Origin of the sequence: Streptomyces maremycinicus (assembly GCF_001184025.1) — a bacterium.
GTDB lineage: Bacteria > Actinomycetota > Actinomycetes > Streptomycetales > Streptomycetaceae > Streptomyces > Streptomyces maremycinicus.
On the sequence record NZ_BBYG01000017.1, the window covers coordinates 320,653 to 340,372 of the forward strand.

General features: G+C 72.3%; 21 protein-coding genes. 12 read left to right on the forward strand and 9 right to left on the reverse strand.

Annotated elements, in window-relative coordinates; genetic code table 11:
• The first annotated feature begins 90 nt into the window (after positions 1-90).
• Positions 91-891, forward strand: coding sequence for a site-2 protease family protein (locus AOQ37_RS26895; RefSeq protein ID WP_062647726.1), 801 nt, complete (start codon positions 91-93; stop codon positions 889-891).
• On the opposite strand, the gene AOQ37_RS26900 is transcribed toward AOQ37_RS26895, so the two are convergent.
• A complete protein-coding gene (locus tag AOQ37_RS26900; protein ID WP_062647728.1) occupies positions 881-1,099 on the reverse strand; it encodes a hypothetical protein in 219 nt (72 codons plus the stop codon). The two genes, AOQ37_RS26895 and AOQ37_RS26900, sit on opposite strands and share 11 nt — an antisense overlap.
• 62 nt (positions 1,100-1,161) lie before the next feature.
• A complete protein-coding gene (gene npdG, locus AOQ37_RS26905) occupies positions 1,162-1,890 on the reverse strand; it encodes an NADPH-dependent F420 reductase (protein ID WP_062647730.1) in 729 nt (242 codons plus the stop codon).
• A 103-nt stretch (positions 1,891-1,993) separates the two neighbouring features.
• Here npdG and AOQ37_RS26910 point away from each other — a divergent pair, with 103 nt between their 5' ends.
• Positions 1,994-2,590 carry a hypothetical protein gene (locus tag AOQ37_RS26910; protein WP_062647731.1) on the forward strand — a complete coding sequence of 199 codons (597 nt, stop codon included), beginning with the start codon at positions 1,994-1,996 and terminating at the stop codon, positions 2,588-2,590.
• Positions 2,591-2,632: 42 nt separating this feature from the next.
• On the opposite strand, the gene AOQ37_RS26915 is transcribed toward AOQ37_RS26910, so the two are convergent.
• The gene (locus tag AOQ37_RS26915) at positions 2,633-2,866 is read right to left on the reverse strand and encodes a hypothetical protein (RefSeq protein ID WP_062647733.1); all 234 of its coding nucleotides are present in this window, start codon (positions 2,864-2,866) and stop codon (positions 2,633-2,635) included.
• A 57-nt stretch (positions 2,867-2,923) separates the two neighbouring features.
• Between AOQ37_RS26915 and map the strand changes: the two genes are divergently transcribed.
• Both map and AOQ37_RS26925 read left to right on the forward strand, forming a co-directional pair.
• Entirely contained in the window at positions 2,924-3,781 is an 858-nt protein-coding gene (gene map, locus AOQ37_RS26920; RefSeq protein ID WP_062647735.1) for a type I methionyl aminopeptidase, read from the forward strand.
• Between the two features lie 122 nt (positions 3,782-3,903).
• Positions 3,904-4,551 carry a biliverdin-producing heme oxygenase gene (locus tag AOQ37_RS26925; protein WP_062647737.1) on the forward strand — a complete coding sequence of 216 codons (648 nt, stop codon included), beginning with the start codon at positions 3,904-3,906 and terminating at the stop codon, positions 4,549-4,551.
• A 99-nt stretch (positions 4,552-4,650) separates the two neighbouring features.
• Here AOQ37_RS26925 and AOQ37_RS26930 read toward each other — a convergent pair whose 3' ends face one another.
• The gene (locus AOQ37_RS26930) at positions 4,651-4,875 is read right to left on the reverse strand and encodes a hypothetical protein (RefSeq protein WP_062647738.1); all 225 of its coding nucleotides are present in this window, start codon (positions 4,873-4,875) and stop codon (positions 4,651-4,653) included.
• 123 nt (positions 4,876-4,998) lie between these two features.
• Positions 4,999-5,643 (reverse strand): PhzF family protein, encoded by a 645-nt coding sequence (locus AOQ37_RS26935; protein ID WP_062647740.1) that lies wholly within the window; start codon positions 5,641-5,643, stop codon positions 4,999-5,001.
• 580 nt (positions 5,644-6,223) lie between these two features.
• Between AOQ37_RS26935 and efeO the strand changes: the two genes are divergently transcribed.
• Genes efeO through AOQ37_RS26955 form a run of 4 tightly spaced genes read left to right on the forward strand, consistent with a single transcriptional unit; the run spans position 6,224 to position 10,493 of the window.
• Positions 6,224-7,363 carry an iron uptake system protein EfeO gene (efeO, locus tag AOQ37_RS26940; RefSeq protein ID WP_062647741.1) on the forward strand — a complete coding sequence of 380 codons (1,140 nt, stop codon included), beginning with the start codon at positions 6,224-6,226 and terminating at the stop codon, positions 7,361-7,363.
• 15 nt (positions 7,364-7,378) lie between these two features.
• Positions 7,379-8,632, forward strand: a complete 1,254-nt coding sequence (gene efeB, locus AOQ37_RS26945; RefSeq protein ID WP_062647742.1) for an iron uptake transporter deferrochelatase/peroxidase subunit — start codon at positions 7,379-7,381, stop codon at positions 8,630-8,632.
• 3 nt (positions 8,633-8,635) lie between these two features.
• A complete protein-coding gene (gene efeU, locus AOQ37_RS26950) occupies positions 8,636-9,529 on the forward strand; it encodes an iron uptake transporter permease EfeU (protein WP_062647744.1) in 894 nt (297 codons plus the stop codon).
• Positions 9,468-10,493, forward strand: coding sequence for an SCO2278 family lipoprotein (locus tag AOQ37_RS26955; protein WP_078890367.1), 1,026 nt, complete (start codon positions 9,468-9,470; stop codon positions 10,491-10,493). Before efeU ends, AOQ37_RS26955 begins: the two co-directional genes overlap by 62 nt.
• A gap of 127 nt (positions 10,494-10,620) precedes the next feature.
• Here AOQ37_RS26955 and AOQ37_RS26960 read toward each other — a convergent pair whose 3' ends face one another.
• The 3 genes from AOQ37_RS26960 to AOQ37_RS26970 form a co-directional block, all read right to left on the reverse strand.
• Entirely contained in the window at positions 10,621-11,358 is a 738-nt protein-coding gene (locus AOQ37_RS26960) for a bifunctional DNA primase/polymerase (protein WP_062647748.1), read from the reverse strand.
• A 128-nt stretch (positions 11,359-11,486) separates the two neighbouring features.
• Entirely contained in the window at positions 11,487-12,119 is a 633-nt protein-coding gene (locus AOQ37_RS26965) for a TetR/AcrR family transcriptional regulator (RefSeq protein WP_062647749.1), read from the reverse strand.
• A 45-nt stretch (positions 12,120-12,164) separates the two neighbouring features.
• Complete coding sequence (locus tag AOQ37_RS26970) at positions 12,165-13,166, reverse strand: Gfo/Idh/MocA family protein (protein ID WP_062647751.1); 1,002 nt, start codon at positions 13,164-13,166, stop codon at positions 12,165-12,167.
• An 87-nt stretch (positions 13,167-13,253) separates the two neighbouring features.
• Between AOQ37_RS26970 and AOQ37_RS26975 the strand changes: the two genes are divergently transcribed.
• The 3 genes from AOQ37_RS26975 (at position 13,254) to AOQ37_RS26985 (ending at position 16,832) form a co-directional block, all read left to right on the forward strand.
• Complete coding sequence (locus tag AOQ37_RS26975) at positions 13,254-14,573, forward strand: multidrug effflux MFS transporter (RefSeq protein ID WP_062647753.1); 1,320 nt, start codon at positions 13,254-13,256, stop codon at positions 14,571-14,573.
• Positions 14,528-15,694 (forward strand): serine hydrolase domain-containing protein, encoded by a 1,167-nt coding sequence (locus AOQ37_RS26980; RefSeq protein ID WP_062647755.1) that lies wholly within the window; start codon positions 14,528-14,530, stop codon positions 15,692-15,694. Before AOQ37_RS26975 ends, AOQ37_RS26980 begins: the two co-directional genes overlap by 46 nt.
• Positions 15,695-15,845: 151 nt before the next feature.
• On the forward strand, positions 15,846-16,832 hold the full coding sequence (locus AOQ37_RS26985) for a small ribosomal subunit Rsm22 family protein (RefSeq protein WP_062647757.1): 987 nt from the start codon (positions 15,846-15,848) through the stop codon (positions 16,830-16,832).
• 55 nt (positions 16,833-16,887) lie between these two features.
• On the opposite strand, the gene AOQ37_RS26990 is transcribed toward AOQ37_RS26985, so the two are convergent.
• Complete coding sequence (locus AOQ37_RS26990) at positions 16,888-18,528, reverse strand: alkaline phosphatase D family protein (RefSeq protein WP_062647759.1); 1,641 nt, start codon at positions 18,526-18,528, stop codon at positions 16,888-16,890.
• A gap of 170 nt (positions 18,529-18,698) precedes the next feature.
• Here AOQ37_RS26990 and AOQ37_RS26995 point away from each other — a divergent pair, with 170 nt between their 5' ends.
• Positions 18,699-19,469: an SDR family oxidoreductase gene (locus AOQ37_RS26995; RefSeq protein WP_062647760.1), complete on the forward strand. Its 771-nt coding sequence runs from the start codon at positions 18,699-18,701 to the stop codon at positions 19,467-19,469.
• Positions 19,470-19,720 lie beyond the last annotated feature (251 nt).

A 19,720-nucleotide genomic window follows, 5' to 3' on the forward strand; every position in this document is an offset into this window, starting at 1 on the left:
CCGGCGGTCGGCCGTGAGACGTTTTCCCGGTATGCCCGGGCCGGGTACGGTCGGGCGGTTCCACACACGCGTACGAACTCAGGGGGCACCATGACGACCGCCACCACCCGCAGCGCCGAGCGGCGGATCAGTCCCGTCTTCCTCGGGATCCTGGCCGTGACGGCGGTCACCGGCTGGGCGACCTGGACGGGGTTCGCCGAGAAGCCGGGCGTGGCGGTGTTCCTGTTCGTGACGGCCGCCTGGATCGTCTCCCTGTGCCTGCACGAGTACGCGCACGCGCGGACCGCCCTGCACAGCGGTGACATCTCGATCGGCGCGAAGGGGTATCTCACGCTCAACCCCCTGAAGTACACGCACGCGCTGCTCAGCGTGGTGCTGCCGGTGCTCTTCGTGATCATGGGCGGGATCGGTCTGCCGGGCGGCGCGGTCTTCATCGAGCGGGCGCGGATCCGGGGGCGGTGGCGGCACAGTCTGATCTCGGCGGCCGGCCCGCTGACGAACGTGCTGTTCGCGGTGGTGTGCACGGCGCCGTTCTGGCTGGACGCGCTGGACGGCGTGCCGGCCGACTTCCGGTTCGCGCTCGCCTTCCTCGCCCTGCTCCAGGTCTCGGCGGCGATCCTGAACTTCCTTCCGGTGCCCGGTCTGGACGGCTACGGGGTCGTCGAGCCCTGGCTGTCGTACGACGTCAAGCGGCAGGTGGAGCCGTTCGCGCCGTTCGGGCTGCTGTTCGTGTTCGCGCTGCTGTGGGTGCCGTCGGTGAACGGGGTCTTCTTCGACCTGGTCGACACGGTGCTGCGCGGCCTCGGGGTCGGCGACGTCGAGACGTACTGCGGTCAGTCGCTGTACCGGTTCTGGGAGGGCACGGACGAGTTCTGCGCGGTCAGCCGGTGACGTCCGTCGGCGCGGCCCTGCGCAGCTTCTCGCGCTTCATGTAGTACCAGGTCATGTTGGACGACAGGCCCGCGAGGAGCACCCACACGACGCCCAGGAAGCTGCCCTGGACGAAGGAGACGACCGCCGCGGCCACGGCGAGCACGCAGACGGCGAGGGTGTAGAGGGCGAGTCGCCGGTTCGGGCCGGCCGGGGGCAGGGAGGACATGGGTCCGGTTTCTCCTGTCGGGGGACACTGCTGGGCTGCTCCGACCAGTGTCCCCCATGCGCTCACACGTCCGTGACGCGCAGCCCGGCGTGGGCCTTGTAGCGGCGGTTGACGGAGATCAGGTTGGCGACCAGGGACTCCACCTGGTGGGCGTTGCGCAGCCGTCCGGCGAAGACACCGCGCATGCCGGGGATCCGGCCGGCCAGCGCCTGGACGAGCTCGACGTCGGCCCGCTCCTCGCCCAGCACCATCACGTCGGTGTCGATCTCGTCGATCTCCGGGTCCTGGAGGAGGACCGCCGAGAGGTGGTGGAAGGCGGCGGCGACGCGGGAGTCCGGCAGCAGGGCGGCGGCCTGCTCGGCGGCGCTGCCCTCCTGCGGCTTCAGCGCGTAGGCGCCCTTCTTGTCGAAGCCCAGCGGGTTGACGCAGTCGACGACCAGCTTGCCGGCCAGCTCCTCGCGCAGGGACTCCAGGGTCTTGCCGTGGCCCTCCCACGGCACGGCGACGATCACGATGTCGCTGCGGCGCGCGGTCTCGGCGTTGTCGGCACCCTCGACCCCGTTGCCGAGCTCGTCGGCGGCGGCCCGGGCACGGTCGGCGGCCCGTGAACCGATGATCACCTTCTGGCCGGCCTTGGCGAGCCGGTAGGCGAGACCCTTGCCCTGCGGGCCGGTCCCCCCGAGCACGCCGACGACCAGTCCGGAGACGTCGGGGAGGTCCCACGGGTCCTTGGCGGGGGCCTTCGCCGGAGCGTCCGCGGAAACATTCTGTGCACTGTCGGTAGAGGTCATGGGCCGACTTTACGTGGGCGCGCCGGGCGGTCCTTCGTCATGTCGGGTGAACGCGGGGCGAACCCGGGGCGGGCGGCGGGCGACTGCGGCACGATACGGCCGCATGGACGCCGTACGGGTCGCGCTGCTGCGTGAGGTGCTCGCCGGGACCGAGTGGCTGGGGGCCACCCGGAGGTTCGCCGGGGTGCTGCGCGGGTCGGTCGTCTCGCACGGGGGCGGGCTGCTGCTGGTGGGCACGGCGTCGTACGAGCCCTGGCATCTCGCCGCGCATCTGGTGGACGAGGCCGCCTGGTCGGGTACGCCGGAGCTGGCACCGACCCTCGTCCGGCATGCCGCGCGTCCCTGCGACCCGGCGCATCTGGCGGTCGGCCTGGGCCGGATCGAGGCGGCCCGGCGGGGCGAGACGCTGCTGGTGGCGTCGCCGTCGGGGGACGCGCCGCTTCTGGAGCGGGTGTCGGACGCCCGGCGGGCCGGGGTCGTGGTCCTGTCCCTCGGGCCGGGCGAGGGGGAGCTGACGGCCCTGGCCCACGAGGCGCTGGCCGTGCCGGACGGCTCGGAGCTGGACCTGGACACCGTGCAGCATCTGGTGAGCGCGGCCGCCGGCGAGACACCGCCCCCGCCGAGGGCTCGCAGGCGTTTCGCCGACCGGCTCTCCCACCTGGCCGAACGGCTGACGGCACCGCCCCCTGCCCCGTGGTGATCGCGCCGCTCACCGCGTCGGATCAGGTGATCGCCCGGGTGATCAGTCCTCGTCGGGGGCGCCGGCCTTCGGGGCGTCGTGCCACTTGGGGTCGTTCTCCCACTGGAGGTTCCGCTCGCGGGCGGTCTGCATCGCGTGCTCGGCCTCCGCACGGGTGGTGTACGGGCCGAATCGGTCCTTGGCCGGACAATCCGGCCCCTCCTCGACCTTCTTGTGTTCCAGGCAGTAGTACCACTCACCCGGCTTGCCGGTGGTCGACTTCTTGAACAGGGGCATGACGGCTCCTCTCGCCACCGACATGTTCCCCCATGGCCGCTCGTTAGACTCACTGGCATGTCTGGCCAGTCGCTGCTCGTCCCGGGGGAGCTGTCCCCCATCCGTTCGGTGCCCGGAAACATCCGCCGCCCCGAGTACGTCGGCAAGCCCGCCCCGACGCCGTACACCGGTCCGGAGGTGCAGACACCCGAGACGATCGAGGCGATGCGCCGGGCCGGACGGATCGCCGCGCAGGCGATGGCGGAGGCCGCGAAGCTGATCTCGCCGGGGGTCACCACCGACGAACTGGACCGGGTGGCGCACGAGTACATGTGCGACCACGGCGCCTATCCGTCGACGCTGGGCTACCGCGGCTTCCCCAAGTCCCTGTGCACGAGCATCAACGAGGTCATCTGCCACGGCATCCCGGACTCGACGGTGCTGCGCGACGGCGACATCGTCAACCTCGACGTGACGGCGTACATCGGCGGGGTGCACGGCGACAACAACGCCACCTACCTGGTCGGGGACGTCGACGAGGAGTCGCGGCTGCTGGTGGAGCGGACCCGGGAGTCCCTCGAGCGGGCGATCAAGGCGGTGCGGCCCGGTCGGCAGATCAACATCATCGGCCGGGTCATCGAGTCGTACGCCAAGCGGTTCGGGTACGGCGTGGTGCGCGACTTCACCGGGCACGGGATCAACTCGTCGTTCCACTCCGGGCTGATCATCCCGCACTACGACAGCCCGCACGCGACGACCGTCATGCAGCCCGGGATGACGTTCACGATCGAGCCGATGCTGACGCTCGGCACCCACGAGTACGACATGTGGGAGGACGGCTGGACGGTGCTGACCAAGGACCGCAAGCGGACAGCCCAGTTCGAGCACACGCTGGTGGTGACCGGGACAGGGGCGGAGATCCTCACCCTGCCGTGACACAGGCGCGGGCCCGTCCCCTGCTGGGGGCGGGCCTTTTCTTGTACGCTTTTACCGACAGACCGTCGGCAAACCTGATCGGACCCATTGACTTAGGTAAGCCTTACCTTCAAGGATGGGGCATGGACTCGTTCTCGACACTCATCCGCACGGCGTCCCACGAACAGCACGTGGAGGCCGAGACCTCGACGTTCATGAGCGACCTCCTCGGCGGCCGGCTCGGCGTCGAGGCCTACGCGCGCTACACCGAACAGCTCTGGTTCGTGTACGAGGCCCTGGAGGCCGACGCCGAGCGGCTGGCCGCGGACCCGGTGGCCGGGCCCTTCGTCCGGCCCGAGCTGTTCCGGCTGCCGGCGCTGGAGCGGGACCTCACGCGTCTGCGGGGCACCGGCTGGCGTTCGGGGGTGTCGGCCCTGCCGGCGACCGAGGCGTACGCGGCGCGGGTGCGGGAGTGTGCCGAGCGCTGGCCCGCCGGGTACATCGCCCACCACTACACGCGCTACCTGGGCGACCTCTCCGGTGGGCAGATCATCCGCGACAGGGCGGAACGGACCTGGGGCTTCGAGCGCAAGGGCGACGGCGTCCGCTTCTACGTCTTCGAGGAGATCGGCAACCCGGCGGCCTTCAAGCGGGGTTACCGGGAGCTGCTGGACGGGGTGCGCGCGGACGACCTGGAGAAGCAGCGGATCGTGAGCGAGTGCAAGCGCGCCTTCGCGCTCAACACGGATGTCTTCCGGGCCCTGGGCGAGGAGTTCTCGCTCTCGGCGTGAGCGGGCCGCAGGGGCGGAAACCCTGGTGAGCCCCCGGCCGGGCGGCCGGACCGACGGAGCGGGCCCCCTCGCCGGGCGGCGAGGGGGCCCGGCGCCGGATCAGAAACGGTCGCAGTGCTTCCCGGCCCAGAAGATGTCGGCCGAGGACGTGTCGACCGCACCGATGTACGGGCTGCACACGCCCTCGTCCCCGCCGAAGTGGTGGTACTCGCGAGGCTCCTCGTGGTGCTGGCGGGGGCCCTCGTCGGCAAGGGCGGACGTCGCGCCGGTGGTGGCGAGGGCGATACCCAGGACGGTGGCGGCGAGGACTGAACGGATACGCATGGCGTTCCTCTCACGGGGCTCAGTGGTCACGCCCAGAGGTCCCCGCTCGTTCCCTCCCGCACACGCCAGACCACCCGTACGGCCGTGCAGAAGTCCGCGGACACCCGCGGTCGGCCGTAAGGTTCAGCGCTCCAGGAACACCCGCCCGCCGATCTCCACCCATCCGTGCGGCTGCGGGGCCGTCAGAATCTGGGAGCCCGCGCCCTGGGTGATGTTCAGGGCACGGCCGAGCCGCTCGGTGAGCAGCAGCGCCGGCGCGCCCGTCGCCTCGATCTCGTCGACGCCGTCGCCGCGCCCGGGGAAGCCGCGGGCGCGGATCCGGCCGGCCGGCTCGTCCTCCCAGGCCCAGGCGTAGATCCAGTCGCCGGCCGGCGGCACGGGCAGGTCGTCCACCTCGGCGGCGGTGGCGTACCGGTGGAACACACACGGCGGGGCCCACTCCGCGCGCGCCTCGATCCAGGTGAACTCCCCGTCCAGGCGGGTGCCCACCGCACCGGCCGGCAGGACGAGTTCGGGCACGTCGAGCAGCCAGGCGACGCCGACGCACGAGTGGTCCGCGAAGGGCAGCCGCCGGGTGGGCGTGTAGACGTCGATGATCCCGCGCTCGGGGTCGTCGACGAACACCGTCTCGCCGAAGCCGAGTTTCGCCGCGAGGTCCTGCCGGTCCCCGCGGTCCGGCAGCACCGAACCTTCGCGGACCACGCCCAGTTCATTGCCGTAGCCGCCGTTCGGCGCGCAGAAGACGCGGAGCACGTCGTAATCAGTCACCGGGGAATTGAAGCACCGCGGACGGCCCGGCCAGGGGCTGGGCGTGGGCCCCGGCCTCCACACCGGGGCTCCGCCCCGGACCCGCGGCCGAGTGCGGCCGCGGGTCGCCGGTGGCCGGTCGCGCAGTTCCCCGCGCCCCTGGAGGGCGGGCTGCGCCCTGCCCCCGGTCGGGCGCCGGCCGTCGTCGTCCTGTCGGATCCGATCGGGGCTCGCCGCCGCCCGCGCGCACCGGGTCGCGATCCTGTGCGCCGGGCGGGGGGCGGGGGGGCGGTCCGCCGGGTGAGGTGTTCGCCGGGCGGCTGCTCCCGGAGGTCCGGGACCAGCCGGTAGAGGGGCTGCCGCACCCCCGGACGGGCGCCGTGCCGGCGCGCCCCCCAAGCGGAATATTTGAATCTCCTTTGACCGTCCCTTGGGGTCCGTTTTGAGTCACCGTGATCCGCTCGTGCTCTTACGGCGTCTATGAGAGGTGAATCACTGCACGGGCGGGTATTACGCAGGTAAGCCTTGGATAAGTTAGGCGAGGCTCACCAACCCTTGTGAGCCACGTCACGACACTATTCAGCCATCGCTGGGAGCCCGAATGCGAGCCGCCAGACTGTCCGTCGTCACCGCACTCACCGCCGTGACCGCACTGACCGCCGTCACCGGCTGCACCTCGAAGAGCGACGCGAAAGACGGCGACCGGGTCATCAGCGTGACCGCCACCGACGCCAAGTGCGTGACCTCCAAGAAGGAGATCTCCGCCGGGCACGTCGAGCTCGCCATCGAGAACAAGGGTTCCAAGGTCACCGAGGTCTACATCCTCTTCCCGGACGACCGGATCGTCAGCGAGCGGGAGAACATCGGCCCCGGCACCAAGCAGCGGGTCACCGCCGAGGTGAAGGCCGGTGACTACCAGATCGCCTGCAAGCCCGGCATGAAGGGCACCGGCATCCGCCAGGACCTCAAGGTGACCGGCGGCTCGGTCGCCAAGCGTGACCCGCGCCTGGACAAGGCCGTCGCCGCGTACCGGGAGTACGCGCAGGAGCAGGCCGACGCCACGCTGCCGCTCGTCGCGACCTTCGTGAAGGCGGTCAAGGCCGGCGACCTCGAAGCGGCCAAGGCGGCCTACGCGCCCTCGCGTATCGGCTGGGAGCGCACCGAGCCGGTCGCGGAGTCCTTCGGCGACATCGACCCGAAGGTCGACGTCCGCGCGGACGGCCTGGAGGCCGGGCAGGCCTGGACCGGCTGGCACCGGCTGGAGAAGGCGCTCTGGCAGGACAAGAAGATCACCGCCGCCGAGAAGACCCTCGCCGACCAGCTCACCACCGACCTGACCGACTGGCAGCAGCGGGTCGGCAAGGCCGAGATCACCCCGACCTCGATGGCCAACGGCGCCAAGGAGCTCCTCGACGAGGTCGCCACCGGCAAGGTCACCGGCGAGGAGGAGCGCTACTCGCACACCGACCTGGTCGACTTCAAGGCCAACGTCGAGGGCGCCCAGAAGTCCTACGAGCTGCTCAAGCCGGTCGCCCAGGAGAACGACGCGGCCCTGGTCACCGAGCTGGACAAGCAGTTCGCCGCGCTGAACACGCTGCTGGACAAGTACCGCCCGAACGCGTCGTCCTACGTGTTCACCTCGTACGAGAAGGTCGGCGCCGCCCAGCGCAAGGAACTGTCCGACGCGGTCAACGCGCTCGCCGAGCCGCTGTCCAAGCTCGCCGCCGCCGTCGCGAAGTAACCGGGGGGCCAGGACATGACCGAGACCCAGGGCAGTCCGTCACGGCGCTCGCTGATCGGCTGGGGCGGTGCCGGGCTCGCGCTCGGCGCCGCCGCGGCCGGCGGCGCGGTCGCGATGACCCGCACCGGCGACGACGTCGACCCGACGGCGGCCGAGGTGGGCGCCGCGGTCGGCTTCCACGGCCCGAACCAGGCGGGCATCGCCACGCCTGTGCAGGACCGGCTGCACTTCGCCGCGTTCGACGTGAAGACCACGGACCGCGCCGAGTTCGTCCAGTTGCTGAAGGACTGGACCGAGGCGGCCCGCCGGATGACGGCCGGGAAGGCGGTCGGCGAGGGCGCGTTCGGCGGTCTCGCCGAGGCGCCGCCGGACGACACCGGCGAGGCCCTGGGACTCAAGCCGTCCCGGCTGACCCTGACGATCGGCTTCGGGCCGTCGCTGTTCGCGAAGTTCGGCCTCGCCGACCAGCGCCCCGACGCCCTCGTCGACCTGCCCACGTTCGCCGGGGACGCGCTCGACCCGGCCCGCAGCAACGGCGACCTGTGCGTCCAGGCCTGCGCCGACGATCCGCAGGTCGCCGTGCACGCGATCCGCAACCTGGCCCGGATCGGCATGGGCAAGGTCGTCATCCGCTGGTCGCAGCTCGGCTTCGGCAAGACCTCCTCCACGACGCCCGACGCGCAGACCCCGCGCAACCTGATGGGCTTCAAGGACGGCACCCGCAACATCGCGGGCACCGAGACCGACCGGCTGACGAAGTTCGTGTGGGTCGGCCGGAAGGACGTCGACGCCGACTCGGCCTGGATGGTGGGCGGTTCCTATCTCGTCGCCCGCCGGATCCGGATGCACATCGAGACCTGGGACCGCACCTCGCTCCAGGAGCAGGAGGACATCTTCGGCCGCGACAAGGGCGAGGGCGCTCCGGTCGGCAAGGCGAAGGAGCGCGACGAGCCGTTCCTGAAGGCGATGAAGCCCGACGCGCACGTACGGCTCGCGCACCCCGACTCCAACCACGGGGCGACGATCCTGCGCCGCGGCTACTCCTTCACCGACGGCACGGACGGACTCGGCCGGCTCGAGGCCGGCCTGTTCTTCCTCGCCTACCAGCGCGACGTGCGCGAGGGATTCATCCAGGTTCAGCGCAACCTCGCCACGGACGCGCTCAACGAGTACATCCAGCACGTGGGTTCGGCCGTCTTCGCCGTCCCGCCGGGCGTCCGCGACAAGGACGACTGGTGGGGCCGGACGCTGTTCTCCAAGGAGGCTTAGCCCGTGTTCTCCAACTACCTGATCGGACTGCGCGAGGGCCTGGAGGCCAGCCTCGTCGTCTGCATCCTCATCGCCTACCTGGTGAAGACCGGCCGCAGGGACGCCCTCAAGCCCATCTGGACCGGCATCGGCGTCGCCGTCGTGCTCGCGCTCGGCTTCGGCTGCGTCCTCGAATTCGGCTCCCAGGAACTGACGTTCCAGGCGCAGGAGGCACTCGGCGGCTCCCTGTCGATCCTCGCGGTCGGCCTGGTGACGTGGATGGTGTTCTGGATGCGGCGCACGGCCCGGCATCTGAAGTCGGAGCTGCACGGCAGGCTGGACGCGGCCCTCGCGATGGGCACCGGCGCCCTGGTCGCCACCGCGTTCCTCGCGGTCGGCCGCGAGGGCCTGGAAACCGCCCTGTTCGTCTGGGCGTCGGTGCACGCGGCCGGCGACGGCACCCCGCGCCCGCTGATCGGCGTGGCCCTGGGCCTGGCGACGGCCGTACTGCTCGGCTGGCTGTTCTACCGCGGCGCGCTGAAGATCAACCTCGCCAAGTTCTTCACCTGGACCGGCGGGATGCTCGTCGTCGTCGCCGCGGGCGTGCTCGCCTACGGCGTCCACGACCTGCAGGAGGCCGACTGGATCCCCGGCCTGAACAGCCTGGCCTTCGACATCAGCGGCACCGTCCCGCCGGACAGCTGGTACGGCACGCTGCTGAAGGGCGTGTTCAACTTCCAGCCCGACCCGACGGTCCTCCAGGTCACGGTGTGGCTGCTGTACCTGGTCCCGACGCTCGCGCTGTTCCTCGCCCCGGTAGGGTTCGCCTCCGGGAAGGGGAAGGTGAAGTCGCCTGATGAGCAGGGAACGCAGCCTGACGACCGGAGTTCCGCGCAGTCGAAGGCTCCGCGCACGTGACCGGTCCGCACTCCTAGCGGCGTCGCTCACCGCCGTCTCGCTCCTGGCGAGCGGCTGCGTGGTGGTCCACGGGGAACTCGAACTGCTCCCCGCGGCCACGAAGGCGGAGGCCGCGAAGGCGATCGAGCAGTTCACTGTCGCGTACAACAAAGCGGACGCGGCGTACGACAGTTCCCTGGACGCCGACTACACGACCGGTGCCCTCGGCATCATCGACGAGGCGCGGCTGAAGGCGGGCCGCGTCATCAACCCGGACGGCAATCCGCAGCACACGCCGCTGGTGCTGTCGGACGTGAAGTACACGATCGTCGAGAAGGCGGGCTGGCCGCGCTGGTTCGTCGCCGACGCGAAGGGCAACAAGGGCGGCGACTCGCGCTGGCTGATGGTCTTCACCCGGGGTACGCGCGCGCAGCCGTGGCAGGCGACGTATCTGACGCTGGTGGCGCCGGGCTCGGTACCGGAGTTCCGGCGGACGGGCAAGGACGGCCACGTCGAGGCCCTGCCCGCGGACACGACCGAACTGGCCGTTGCCCCGGAGGACTTGAGCAAGGACTACGCGGCGTACCTCCAGAGCGGCAAGGGTGCGTTCGCGGACGGCGCGTACACCACCGCGCTGCGCTCCACCCGGGCGAAGAACGCCACGAAGCCGGGCCTGGCCACGCAGTACATCGACGAGCCGCTGACCGGCGGCGACTACGCGCCGCTGGCGCTGCGCACCGCGGACGGCGGGGCGCTGGTCTTCTTCACCACGCACCACTACATGAAGCAGACGGCCGCGACGGGCGCCGCCGTGCCCACCCCGAACAAGAACGTGGCCGCGCTGACCACCGGTGAGATCAAGCAGTCCCTGACGATGGAGTTCGTCGCCAACGAGGTCGCTCTGGCCCCGGCGAAGGGCTCGGGGAGCGGGAAGGTGTCGATGCTCAGCCGGCTGGAGGGTCTGACGGCGGCCAAGGGCGCGTAACTCCGCTGGAAGCGCGGGAGACCACCGGCGGGGGCGTCGTGTGCCTGCGGGTGCGTCGTGGCCGGGCGCGCGGTTCCCCGCGCCCCTCAGGGGGCGCTCTCCACGTCCCGCGCCCCTCAGGGGCGGGTCAGTGGCGGGAGGGCCAGGGGGTGTTCGTGTGGTGGGGTTCCTGGCCGGCGTGGCGGGCGCAGGCGTCCGTGAGGGTTTCCAGGAGGGTCAGCGGGTCGGGCAGGGCGTGCTCGGGTCCGCGCAGCCAGCGCACGGAACGGCCGTCGTCGCCGGGGAGCCGGGCGGGCGGTACCAGGACGTAGGAGCCGCGGCAGTGCCAGCGCAGTCCGGGGTGCTCGTCCATGGTCTCGGGGTGGCAGTCCAGCTCGCACGGCCACCACTCGTCCTCGTCCTCGGGGGTACCGCGGGTGAGGGTGAAGAAGAGCATGCGGCCCTCGTCGCTCTCGGCGACCGGGCCGACCTCGACGCCGGAGTCGAGCAGCCGCTCCAGGGCCTGCCGGCCCGCCTCCAGGGGCACGTCGAGGACGTCGTGCGTCATGCCGGTGGCGGTGATGAAGTTGGCCTGCGGCTGGTGGCGGGCCCAGCGCTCGATCTGCGCGCGGTCGGTGGTGGACTGCGTCTGCCAGGCGAAGGACACCGGGTGCCGGGCGGGGGTCGGACAGCCGACCCGGTCGCAGGAGCAGCCGTAGCCGGGGGCCGGGTGCGCGGCGGGCGCGAGCGGGAGACCCGCTGCCGCGGCGGCCACCAGCAGGGCCTCACGGTCGCCGTCGTCGGCGGCCTCCGCCGGGCCGCTCGTGCGCAGCCACTCCGCGATCCTGCCCCACAGGCCGGTCCGGCCGCCGAACTCCGCGCTCATCTGTCCCCTCGCTCGCCGTGGTGCCGCCAGCATGCCTCATGGTCCCACCATCCTGCGCATCGGGGGGCCGTAGCCGTGAATCGGGGCAGGTGGGGCGGGTGTGGTCAGAGTCACCCATGTGGTGCGGGTCATCGCGGGGCCAGGCCGTGCAGGGCGTAGTCGACGAGGGTGTCGGTGTACTCGTAGGAGATGGGGCCCGTGTACTGGAGCCAGCGCTGGGCGAGCGGGGAGATGAAGAACTCCAGCGCGATGCGCGGGTCGAGGTCGGCGCGGACCTGGCCGGCCTCCTGCGCCGCGCGCAGCCGGTCGACGTACAGCTGGATGGAGGGTTCCATCAGCTTGGCCGTGAACTCGCGGCCGACCTGTTCGTTGACCACGCCCTCGGCGGCCAGGGCCCGGGAGGGCGCGTCGAACCTGGGGTCCGTGAGCTGGTCGACGGTGGCCCGCAGGACGGCCTTGATGTCGGCCGCCAGGTCGCCGGTGTCGGGGATGACGTACGGCTCCTGCTCCGAGGCCCCCGCGTCCCGCGCCGCCTGTTCGCTGAGGTCGAGGAAGGCCTCCAGCAGGACGTCGGCCTTCGACCCCCACCAGCGGTAGATGGTCTGCTTGCCGACGCCCGCGCGGGCGGCGATTCCCTCGATCGTGGTCTTCGCGTAGCCGGTCTCCGCGACGAGGGCGAGCGCGGCGTCGTAGATGGCGCGCCGGGACCGCTCGCTGCGTCGGGTGGTGTCGGGGGCCGGCTTACCGGGCTGGGTGACCATGGGTCGACGGTACCAAGCGGATGAGACGGGACGTCTCGTGAGCTGTCACGCGTCCTCGCCGGGGTAGCGCACGCCGATCCGCTCGCGGACCGTGTCGAGGGTCCGCATGACCGCGAGGCTGCCGTCGAGCGGGACCAGCGGGGACTCGGTCTCGCCGGCCCGCAGCGCGCGCATGACCTCGCGGGCCTCGTGCCGGAGCGTCGTACGGGGTCCGTCGGCCGGGTCGGCGGCGAACTCCTCCGGTTCGCGCCCGGCGCGGTGCAGGACGAGCCGGTCGGGGTGGAAGAAGCCGGCCGGGATGTCGATCCGGCCGCGTGAGCCGGTGACGGAGGCGGTGGTTCCCGTACCTCCGGTCAGGGAGCAGTGCAGGGCGGCGAGCGCGCCGGAGTCCCAGGACAGGGCCAGGGCCGTCTGGAGGTCGACGCCCTCGGCGGACAGGACGGCCTGGGCGGCGATGCCCGAGGGCGCGCCGAGCAGGAGGTGCGCGAAGGAGACCGGGTAGACGCCGAGGTCGAGGAGGGCGCCGCCGCCCTGGGCGGGGTCGCGCAGCCGGTGCGCGGGCGGGAAGGGGCCTTCGAGGCCGAAGTCGGCCTGCACGGTGCGGACCTCGCCGATCGCGCCGTCGTCGACGAGGGCCTTGAGGCGGCGGATGACGGGGTTGCAGTACATCCACATGGCTTCCATCAGGAAACGGTCGTGCCGCCGGGCCAGCGCGACCAGTTCCTCGGCCTCGCGCAGGTTCAGCGTGAACGCCTTCTCGCACAGCACGTTCCGCCCGGCCTCCAGGCAGAGTCCGGCGGCCTCGCGGTGGGCGGCGTGCGGGGTGGCGACGTAGACGACATCGATGTCCTCGTCGGCGGCGAGAGCGGCCCAGTCGCCGTACGCCCGGGCTATGCCGAACCGGTCGGCGAACGCCTTCGCGGAGGCCTCGGTGCGCGAGGCGACCGCGACCACCTCCGCGTCGGGCAGGTCGATCAGGTCCGCCGTGAACGCGGCGGCGATCCCGCCGGTCGCCAGGATCCCCCACCGCACCGTGTCCGTCGTCATACCCTGCCCCGCCCTCGTGCCGTCCCAGCAGTGTGTTCGAGCTGAGAGCATAGGTGGCGCAGATGTCGGAGAGGGAGGGGCGGCCGGATGCCGGAGGGTGGGGCCATACCTGACGCGGCGCCGAAGGCCGTGACGGACCGGGGCACGGGTACGGGTACGGGCGAGGGAACGGGGCCGGCGCTGTCCGCCCGGCGCCGGGCGGGGCTGCTCGTCACGCTCGTCCTGGGCGGACTGACGGCCACTCCCCCGCTGTCGATGGACATGTACCTCCCGGCGCTGCCGGAGGTGACCCGCTCCCTGCACGCGCCGGCCGCGACCGTGCAGCTCACGTTGACCGCGTGCCTGGCCGGTATGGCACTGGGGCAGCTGGTGGTCGGCCCGATGAGCGACCGGTGGGGGCGCAGGCGCCCGCTGCTGGTCGGACTCGTCGTCTACGTGGTGGCGACCGCGCTGTGCGCCCTCGCCCCCACCGTCGAACTGCTGGTCGCCTGCCGGCTGGCGCAGGGCCTCGCGGGCGCGGCCGGGATCGTGATCGCGCGGGCCGTGGTGCGCGATCTGTACGACGGCGTGGCGATGGCCCGGTTCTTCTCCACCCTGATGCTGATCTCCGGGGTCGCGCCGGTCGTGGCGCCGCTGATCGGCGCGCAGATCCTGCGGGGGACGGACTGGCGGGGCGTGTTCGTGCTCCTCACGGGCGTGGGGCTGCTGCTGGTCGGGGTGGTGTGGACCCGGCTCCCGGAGACGCTGCCGGCCGCCGAGCGGCACGCGGGCGGGGTCGGCGAGGCGCTGCGCTCGATGCGCCGGCTCCTCGGCGACCCGTTCTTCACCGGCTACATGCTCACGGGCGGTTTCGCCTTCGCCGCGCTGTTCGCGTACATCAGCGCCTCGCCGTTCGTGGTCCAGGAGATCTACGGCGCCTCGCCGCAGACGTTCGGCCTGCTGTTCGGCGTGAACTCGGTCGGGCTGGTGCTGGTCGGCCAGATCAACGGCAGGATGCTGGTGGGCCGCGTCCGGCTGGACCGGGTCCTGGCCGCCGGTCTCTCGGTGGTCGTGCTGGCCTCGGCCGCCCTGCTGCTCATGACGACGGGGGTGTTCGGCGAGGTCGGGCTGGCGCCGGTGGCAGCCGCGCTGTTCGTGCTGATGTCCGCGATGGGGGTCACCCTGCCCAACGCCCAGACGCTCGCCCTGCTGCGGGTGCGGCACTCCGCCGGTTCGGCCTCCGCGCTCCTCGGCACGTCCTCCTTCCTCATCGGCGCGATCGCCTCGCCGCTCGTCGGGATCGCCGGCGAGGGCACGGCCGTCCCGATGGCCGTCGTCCAGTCGGCCGCCGCACTGGTGGCGGTGGCCTGCTTCGTGGGAATGTGCCGTCCCTGGACCAAGGCGGGCGCGGAAGGAGCAGGGAGCTGAGCGCACCGAGACTGCGTGTCGACACACCGGAACGGGCCGGGCTCGACCCGGCGGAGACGCGCCTCCTCGTCCGTGACGTCATGGACCTCACCACCGGCGACCGGCCCTGGGCCGCGGGCGCCGTCGTGGTCGCCGGGCGCGGCCCGGTGATCGCCGTGCGGGAGGCGGTCGGCTGGGCGGTGCGGTACTCGGCGTACGACCCGGCGGCCGACGCGGGGGTGGAGCTTCCGGCCGGGTCCCGGATCCCGATGACCGTCGACACCCCGTTCGACCTGGCGTCCCTCACCAAGCTGTTCACCTCGGTGGCGGCGGTGCAGCAGATCGAGCGCGGCACCCTGGGCATCGACGCGCGGGTGGGCGCGTATCTGCCCGACTTCCACGCGGCGGCGGAGCACGGCATCACCGTCCGTCAGCTGCTCACCCACACCTCCGGGCTGCGCCCCGAGCTGCCCCTGTACGAGTGCGCGGACGACACCCGCCGCTGGGAGCTGCTACGCGCGCAGACACCGGTCGGCGCACCGGGCACCTATGTGTACTCGGATCTGAACATGCTGTTGCTCCAGCAGGTTCTGGAACGGCTGACCGGCCGCACCCTCGACGTCCTGGTGCGGGAGGGCATCACCCGGCCGCTGGGCATGACGTCCACCGACTTCGGCCCGTGTCCCGGCGCGGCGGCGACCGAGGACCAGCGGCGGCCGTGGGCGAAGGCGGACCGGGGCATGCTGCGGGGCGTGGTGCACGACGAGAACGCCTGGGCACTGGGCGGGGTGGCGGGTCACGCGGGGCTGTTCTCCACGGGCGGCGACCTGGCGGTGTTCTGCCGCACCCTGCTGTCGGGCGGTTCGTACGGCCCCGCCCGCATCCTCGGCCCCGACTTCGTGGAGCTGCTGCTGACCCCGCCGGGGCTGGGCTTCGCGGTGGACCAGGCGTGGTTCATGGGCGAGCTGGCGGGCGAGGGCGCGGCGGGGCACACGGGGTTCACCGGGACCTCGCTGGTGCTGGACCCGGCGACGGACACGTTCGTGGTGCTGCTGGCGAACACGGTGCATCCACGCCGCGGGGTGCCGGACAGCGGGCCGCGGGCCCTGGTGGGGACGCGGCTGGCGATGGCGGTGCGGTGAGGGCGGCGCGGTAGCGCAGTGCCGTCGCGCTGTGCGGCAGCAGTGTGCGGGCGGTCACGCTGTGCGGTGAGGGCGGCGCGGTGAGGCTGCGGTGGTGCTGTGCTGGGGGCGCGGGGTGAGGGCGGGGGCCCGGACCTGAGAAAATCCGGGGGTGAACGTCTCCGTATCCGTTTCCGAGACCCTCCGCGGTGCCCTGACGGACCTGCTCGACGGGCTGCCGCCCAAGCAGGCCGGACAGGCCGTTGAGCGGCTCATCGCCAGCTACCGGGGCGCCACCCCCACCGACGCCCCCATCCTGCGCGACCGGGCGGACGTGGCCGCGTACGCCGCGTACCGGATGCCGGCGACCTTCGAGGCGGTGCGCTCGGCGCTGGAGGCGTTCGCGGACGCGGTGCCGCAGTGGTCGCCGGCCGGCCATGTGGACATCGGCGGCGGCACCGGCGCGGCGACCTGGGCGGTGAGTTCCACCTGGGAGGGGACGCGCCCGGTGACCGTGCTCGACTGGGCCGAGCCCGCCCTGGCCCTCGGCTGGGAGATCGCCGCCGCGAACCCGGCCCTGCGCGGCGCCCGCTGGCAGCGCGCCCGCATCGGCACGGCCCTCGACCTGGCCCCCACCGACCTGGTCACCGTCTCCTACGTCCTCAACGAGCTGGCCGCCCCCGACCGGGCCGTGCTGGTGGACGCCGCCGCGTCGGCCGCGCGGGCCGTGGTGATCGTCGAGCCGGGCACCCCGGACGGCTACGCCCGGGTGATCGAGGCCCGCGACCGGCTGATCGCCGCCGGGTTCGAGATCGCCGCGCCCTGTCCGCACAGCGCGGCCTGTCCGATCGTGCCCGGCACGGACTGGTGCCACTTCTCGGCGCGGGTCAGCCGCTCCTCGCTGCACCGGCAGGTCAAGGGCGGCTCGCTGCCCTACGAGGACGAGAAGTTCAGCTATGTCGCCGCCGCCCGCTTCCCCGTCTCCCCCGCCTCATCCCGGGTGGTGCGGCGGCCGCAGATCCGCAAGGGCCAGGTGCTCCTCGACCTGTGCGAGGCCGAGGAGCGGCTGAGCCGTACGACGGTGACGAAGAAGCACGGCGAGCTGTACCGGGCGGCCCGGGACGCCGACTGGGGCGACACCTGGCCGCCGGCCCCGTGAACCGCGCGGCCCGGACCCCTGGACATCCTGCGGCCCGGCGCGACGCCGGCCCGGTCTAGGCGGGCTTGAGCCCCTGGTCGCCGACCTCCGTGACGAAGGAGGCGGCCGTGGTCAGGGGGGCGCCCTGCGTGGTGACGTAGGGAACGGTCTTGAAGTCGGCGCGGGCGAGGTCGCGGCCGAGCGAGACGGTCGCGTAGCCGCGCAGCCCGTTGTAGAACCTCAGGTGCGGGTTGGCGGCCATGAAGGTGGCCCAGTTGGCGGGCTTCGCCGAGCCGTTGCCGCCACTGGAGATCGACGAGGTGACGATCTCCGTGCCGACGGTCTTCGAGCCCTGGTCGGCGAAGTCCCGCTTGATGTCGAAGCCGTAGTGCACGTGGACGTCACCCGTGAGGACCATCAGGTTCTCCACGCCCGAGGCCTGCGCGCCCGCCAGGACCCGCTCCCGGGAGGCCGGGTAGCCGTCCCAGGAGTCCATGGAGACCTGGGAGGGCACGGTGGTGGAGTTGAACCGACGGGCGAAGGTGACCTGTTGCGGGACCACGTTCCACAGGGCGCGCGAGCGGCGCCAGCCGTCGATCAGCCACCGCTCCTGGGTCTTGCCGGTGAGGGTGCGGGCCGGGTTCTCGGACTCGGGTCCCGGGACCTTCCAGCCGTCGCCGTACGCCTGGTCGGAGCGGTACTGGCGGGTGTCGAGGACGTCGAACTGGGCGAGCCGGCCCCAGTGCAGCCGCCGGTAGAGCCTGAGGTCGGGTCCGTCGGGGAGCTGCGGTCGGCGCAGCGGCTGGTTCTCCCAGTAGGCGCGGTAGGCGGCGGCCCGGCGGATGAGGAACTCCTCGGCGGGGTCGTCGTTCTCCGACACCGCGCCCGCGTAGTTGTTCTCGGTCTCGTGGTCGTCCCAGGTGACGACGAACGGGTGCGCGGCGTGCGCGGCCAGCAGGTCGGGATCGGACTTGTACAGCGCGTACTTGAGGCGGTAGTCGTCCAGCGTCACCATCTCGTGGCCGTAGACGGCGGGCACGGTCCCGGCCGGGTAGGCGCGGGCGCCGCCGACGCCGCTGACGGCGTACTCGTAGAGGTAGTCGCCGAGGTGCAGGACGAGGTCCACGTCGTCCTCGGCGAGGTGCTTGTAGGCGGTGAAGTAGCCCTGGTCGTAGCGCTGGCAGGAGACCACGCCGACGGTGAGGGCGGTCGCCCCGGCGCCGGGTGCGGGGGCGGTCCGGGTGCGGCCGGTGCGGCTGATCCAGGTGCCCGCCTTGAAGCGGTAGTAGTACACGCGGTCGTTCTCGAGGCCGTCGACCTGGACGTGCACGCTGTGGCCGAACTCCGGGTGGGCGAGCGCGCTGCCGCGTCTGACGGGCCTGCGGAAGGTCGCGTCGCGGGCCAGTTCCCAGTGCACGGTGATGCGCTCGGCGGGCAGTCCGCCGTCCGCCTGGTACGGGGTGGGCGCGAGGCGGGTCCACAGGAGGACGGAGCCGGGCAGCGGGTCGCCGGAGGCGACGCCGAGGGTGAAGGGGTCGTCGGTGATCCGGGCGGGGTCGAGTTCGGCGGCGGCCGCGGTACCGGCGGCGGGCAGGTTCACCGTGAAGGCGAGCGCGGCGGCGGCCGCGGTGCCGGTGAGGAAGCGGCGGCGCCCCAGGTGGCGTGCGGTGGCGCGGAGTTCGGGGGTGTGCGGGGACTGGCGTGCTGCGGGTGTCATTCCGGTCCTCCCCTGGGAAATGGCGACACGAGGCATTGGAGTGGCCGGATGCGGCCCGCGAGCATCGTCCGGTTGGCGCGTACACAACAGTCCGATGTCGGACGCGTGCGTTCCGCATGCCGGGTCCGCTGCCGGGTCCCGGCGGCGGGGCTCACGTACGCTGCGGGGCCATGGATGCGAACCTCACCTCCGGGCCACCGAAGATCGCGATCGTCACCGGTGCCGGTTCCGGTATCGGACGGGCGGTGTCCGTGGAACTGCTGCGCGCGGGCTGGTCGGTGGCGCTGGCCGGCCGGCACGCCGAGACCCTGGAGGCGACCGCCGCACTGGCCCCCGGAAGCACGGGTCTCGTCGTACGGACGGACGTCTCGAATCCGCAGAACGTGGCGGCCCTCTTCGACGCCGTGCGGGACCGCTTCGGGCGGCTGGACCTGCTGTTCAACAACGCGGGCACGTTCGGCCCCGGCGGCGTGCCCTTCGAGGAACTCCCCTACGACGCCTGGCGGCACGTGGTGGACACCAACCTCAACGGGGCGTTCCTGTGCGCGCAGGGGGCGTACCGGCAGATGAAGGAGCAGGATCCGCAGGGCGGCCGGATCATCAACAACGGGTCCGTCTCGGCGCACACACCCCGCCCGCTGTCGGCGCCCTACACGGCGACCAAGCACGCCCTGACCGGACTGACGAAGTCCCTCTCGCTGGACGGCCGGGCCTACGGCATCGCGGTCGGGCAGATCGACATCGGCAACGCGGCCACCGACATGACGGCGCGGATGCGGACGGGAGCGCTCCAGGCGAACGGCGAGACCGCGCCGGAGCCGGTGATGGACGTGGCCGACGTGGCCCGCACGGTGCGGCACATGGCGGAACTGCCGCTGGAGGCGAACGTGCAGTTCGCGACGGTGCTGGCGACGGCGATGCCGTACGTCGGACGGGGCTGAGGGAGCGCGCCGGGGCCGGCGGCGGGACTACCTGGGGGCGGCGCGGCCCGCCCCCAGGTAGTCAACTCCTCAACCTGCACAAGCGGAGTTTCTCCGTCCGTACCATTGCGGCCGATGGCGGACTTATGCTCAACTCTTCTCCACGAGAACTTCACACTTGAAGCACCACAGTTCCGTACGGACTACCGCAAGCCACACCGAGGGGGAGGGACAGCCGTCCCACGGCACCGGGTGGGGGTGGACCTCGCTGG

What these genes read in the sequence shown, in the direction of transcription:
- AOQ37_RS26895 (WP_062647726.1), top strand. Translation starts at nt 91, where the DNA reads ATGACGACCGCCACCACCCGCAGCGCCGAGCGGCGGATCAGTCCCGTC.
- AOQ37_RS26900 (WP_062647728.1), bottom strand. Translation starts at nt 1,099, where the DNA reads ATGTCCTCCCTGCCCCCGGCCGGCCCGAACCGGCGACTCGCCCTCTAC.
- npdG (WP_062647730.1), bottom strand. Translation starts at nt 1,890, where the DNA reads ATGACCTCTACCGACAGTGCACAGAATGTTTCCGCGGACGCTCCGGCG.
- AOQ37_RS26910 (WP_062647731.1), top strand. Translation starts at nt 1,994, where the DNA reads ATGGACGCCGTACGGGTCGCGCTGCTGCGTGAGGTGCTCGCCGGGACC.
- AOQ37_RS26915 (WP_062647733.1), bottom strand. Translation starts at nt 2,866, where the DNA reads ATGCCCCTGTTCAAGAAGTCGACCACCGGCAAGCCGGGTGAGTGGTAC.
- map (WP_062647735.1), top strand. Translation starts at nt 2,924, where the DNA reads ATGTCTGGCCAGTCGCTGCTCGTCCCGGGGGAGCTGTCCCCCATCCGT.
- AOQ37_RS26925 (WP_062647737.1), top strand. Translation starts at nt 3,904, where the DNA reads ATGGACTCGTTCTCGACACTCATCCGCACGGCGTCCCACGAACAGCAC.
- AOQ37_RS26930 (WP_062647738.1), bottom strand. Translation starts at nt 4,875, where the DNA reads ATGCGTATCCGTTCAGTCCTCGCCGCCACCGTCCTGGGTATCGCCCTC.
- efeO (WP_062647741.1), top strand. Translation starts at nt 6,224, where the DNA reads ATGCGAGCCGCCAGACTGTCCGTCGTCACCGCACTCACCGCCGTGACC.
- efeB (WP_062647742.1), top strand. Translation starts at nt 7,379, where the DNA reads ATGACCGAGACCCAGGGCAGTCCGTCACGGCGCTCGCTGATCGGCTGG.
- AOQ37_RS26955 (WP_078890367.1), top strand. Translation starts at nt 9,468, where the DNA reads ATGAGCAGGGAACGCAGCCTGACGACCGGAGTTCCGCGCAGTCGAAGG.
- AOQ37_RS26960 (WP_062647748.1), bottom strand. Translation starts at nt 11,358, where the DNA reads ATGAGCGCGGAGTTCGGCGGCCGGACCGGCCTGTGGGGCAGGATCGCG.
- AOQ37_RS26965 (WP_062647749.1), bottom strand. Translation starts at nt 12,119, where the DNA reads ATGGTCACCCAGCCCGGTAAGCCGGCCCCCGACACCACCCGACGCAGC.
- AOQ37_RS26970 (WP_062647751.1), bottom strand. Translation starts at nt 13,166, where the DNA reads ATGACGACGGACACGGTGCGGTGGGGGATCCTGGCGACCGGCGGGATC.
- AOQ37_RS26975 (WP_062647753.1), top strand. Translation starts at nt 13,254, where the DNA reads ATGCCGGAGGGTGGGGCCATACCTGACGCGGCGCCGAAGGCCGTGACG.
- AOQ37_RS26990 (WP_062647759.1), bottom strand. Translation starts at nt 18,528, where the DNA reads ATGACACCCGCAGCACGCCAGTCCCCGCACACCCCCGAACTCCGCGCC.
- AOQ37_RS26995 (WP_062647760.1), top strand. Translation starts at nt 18,699, where the DNA reads ATGGATGCGAACCTCACCTCCGGGCCACCGAAGATCGCGATCGTCACC.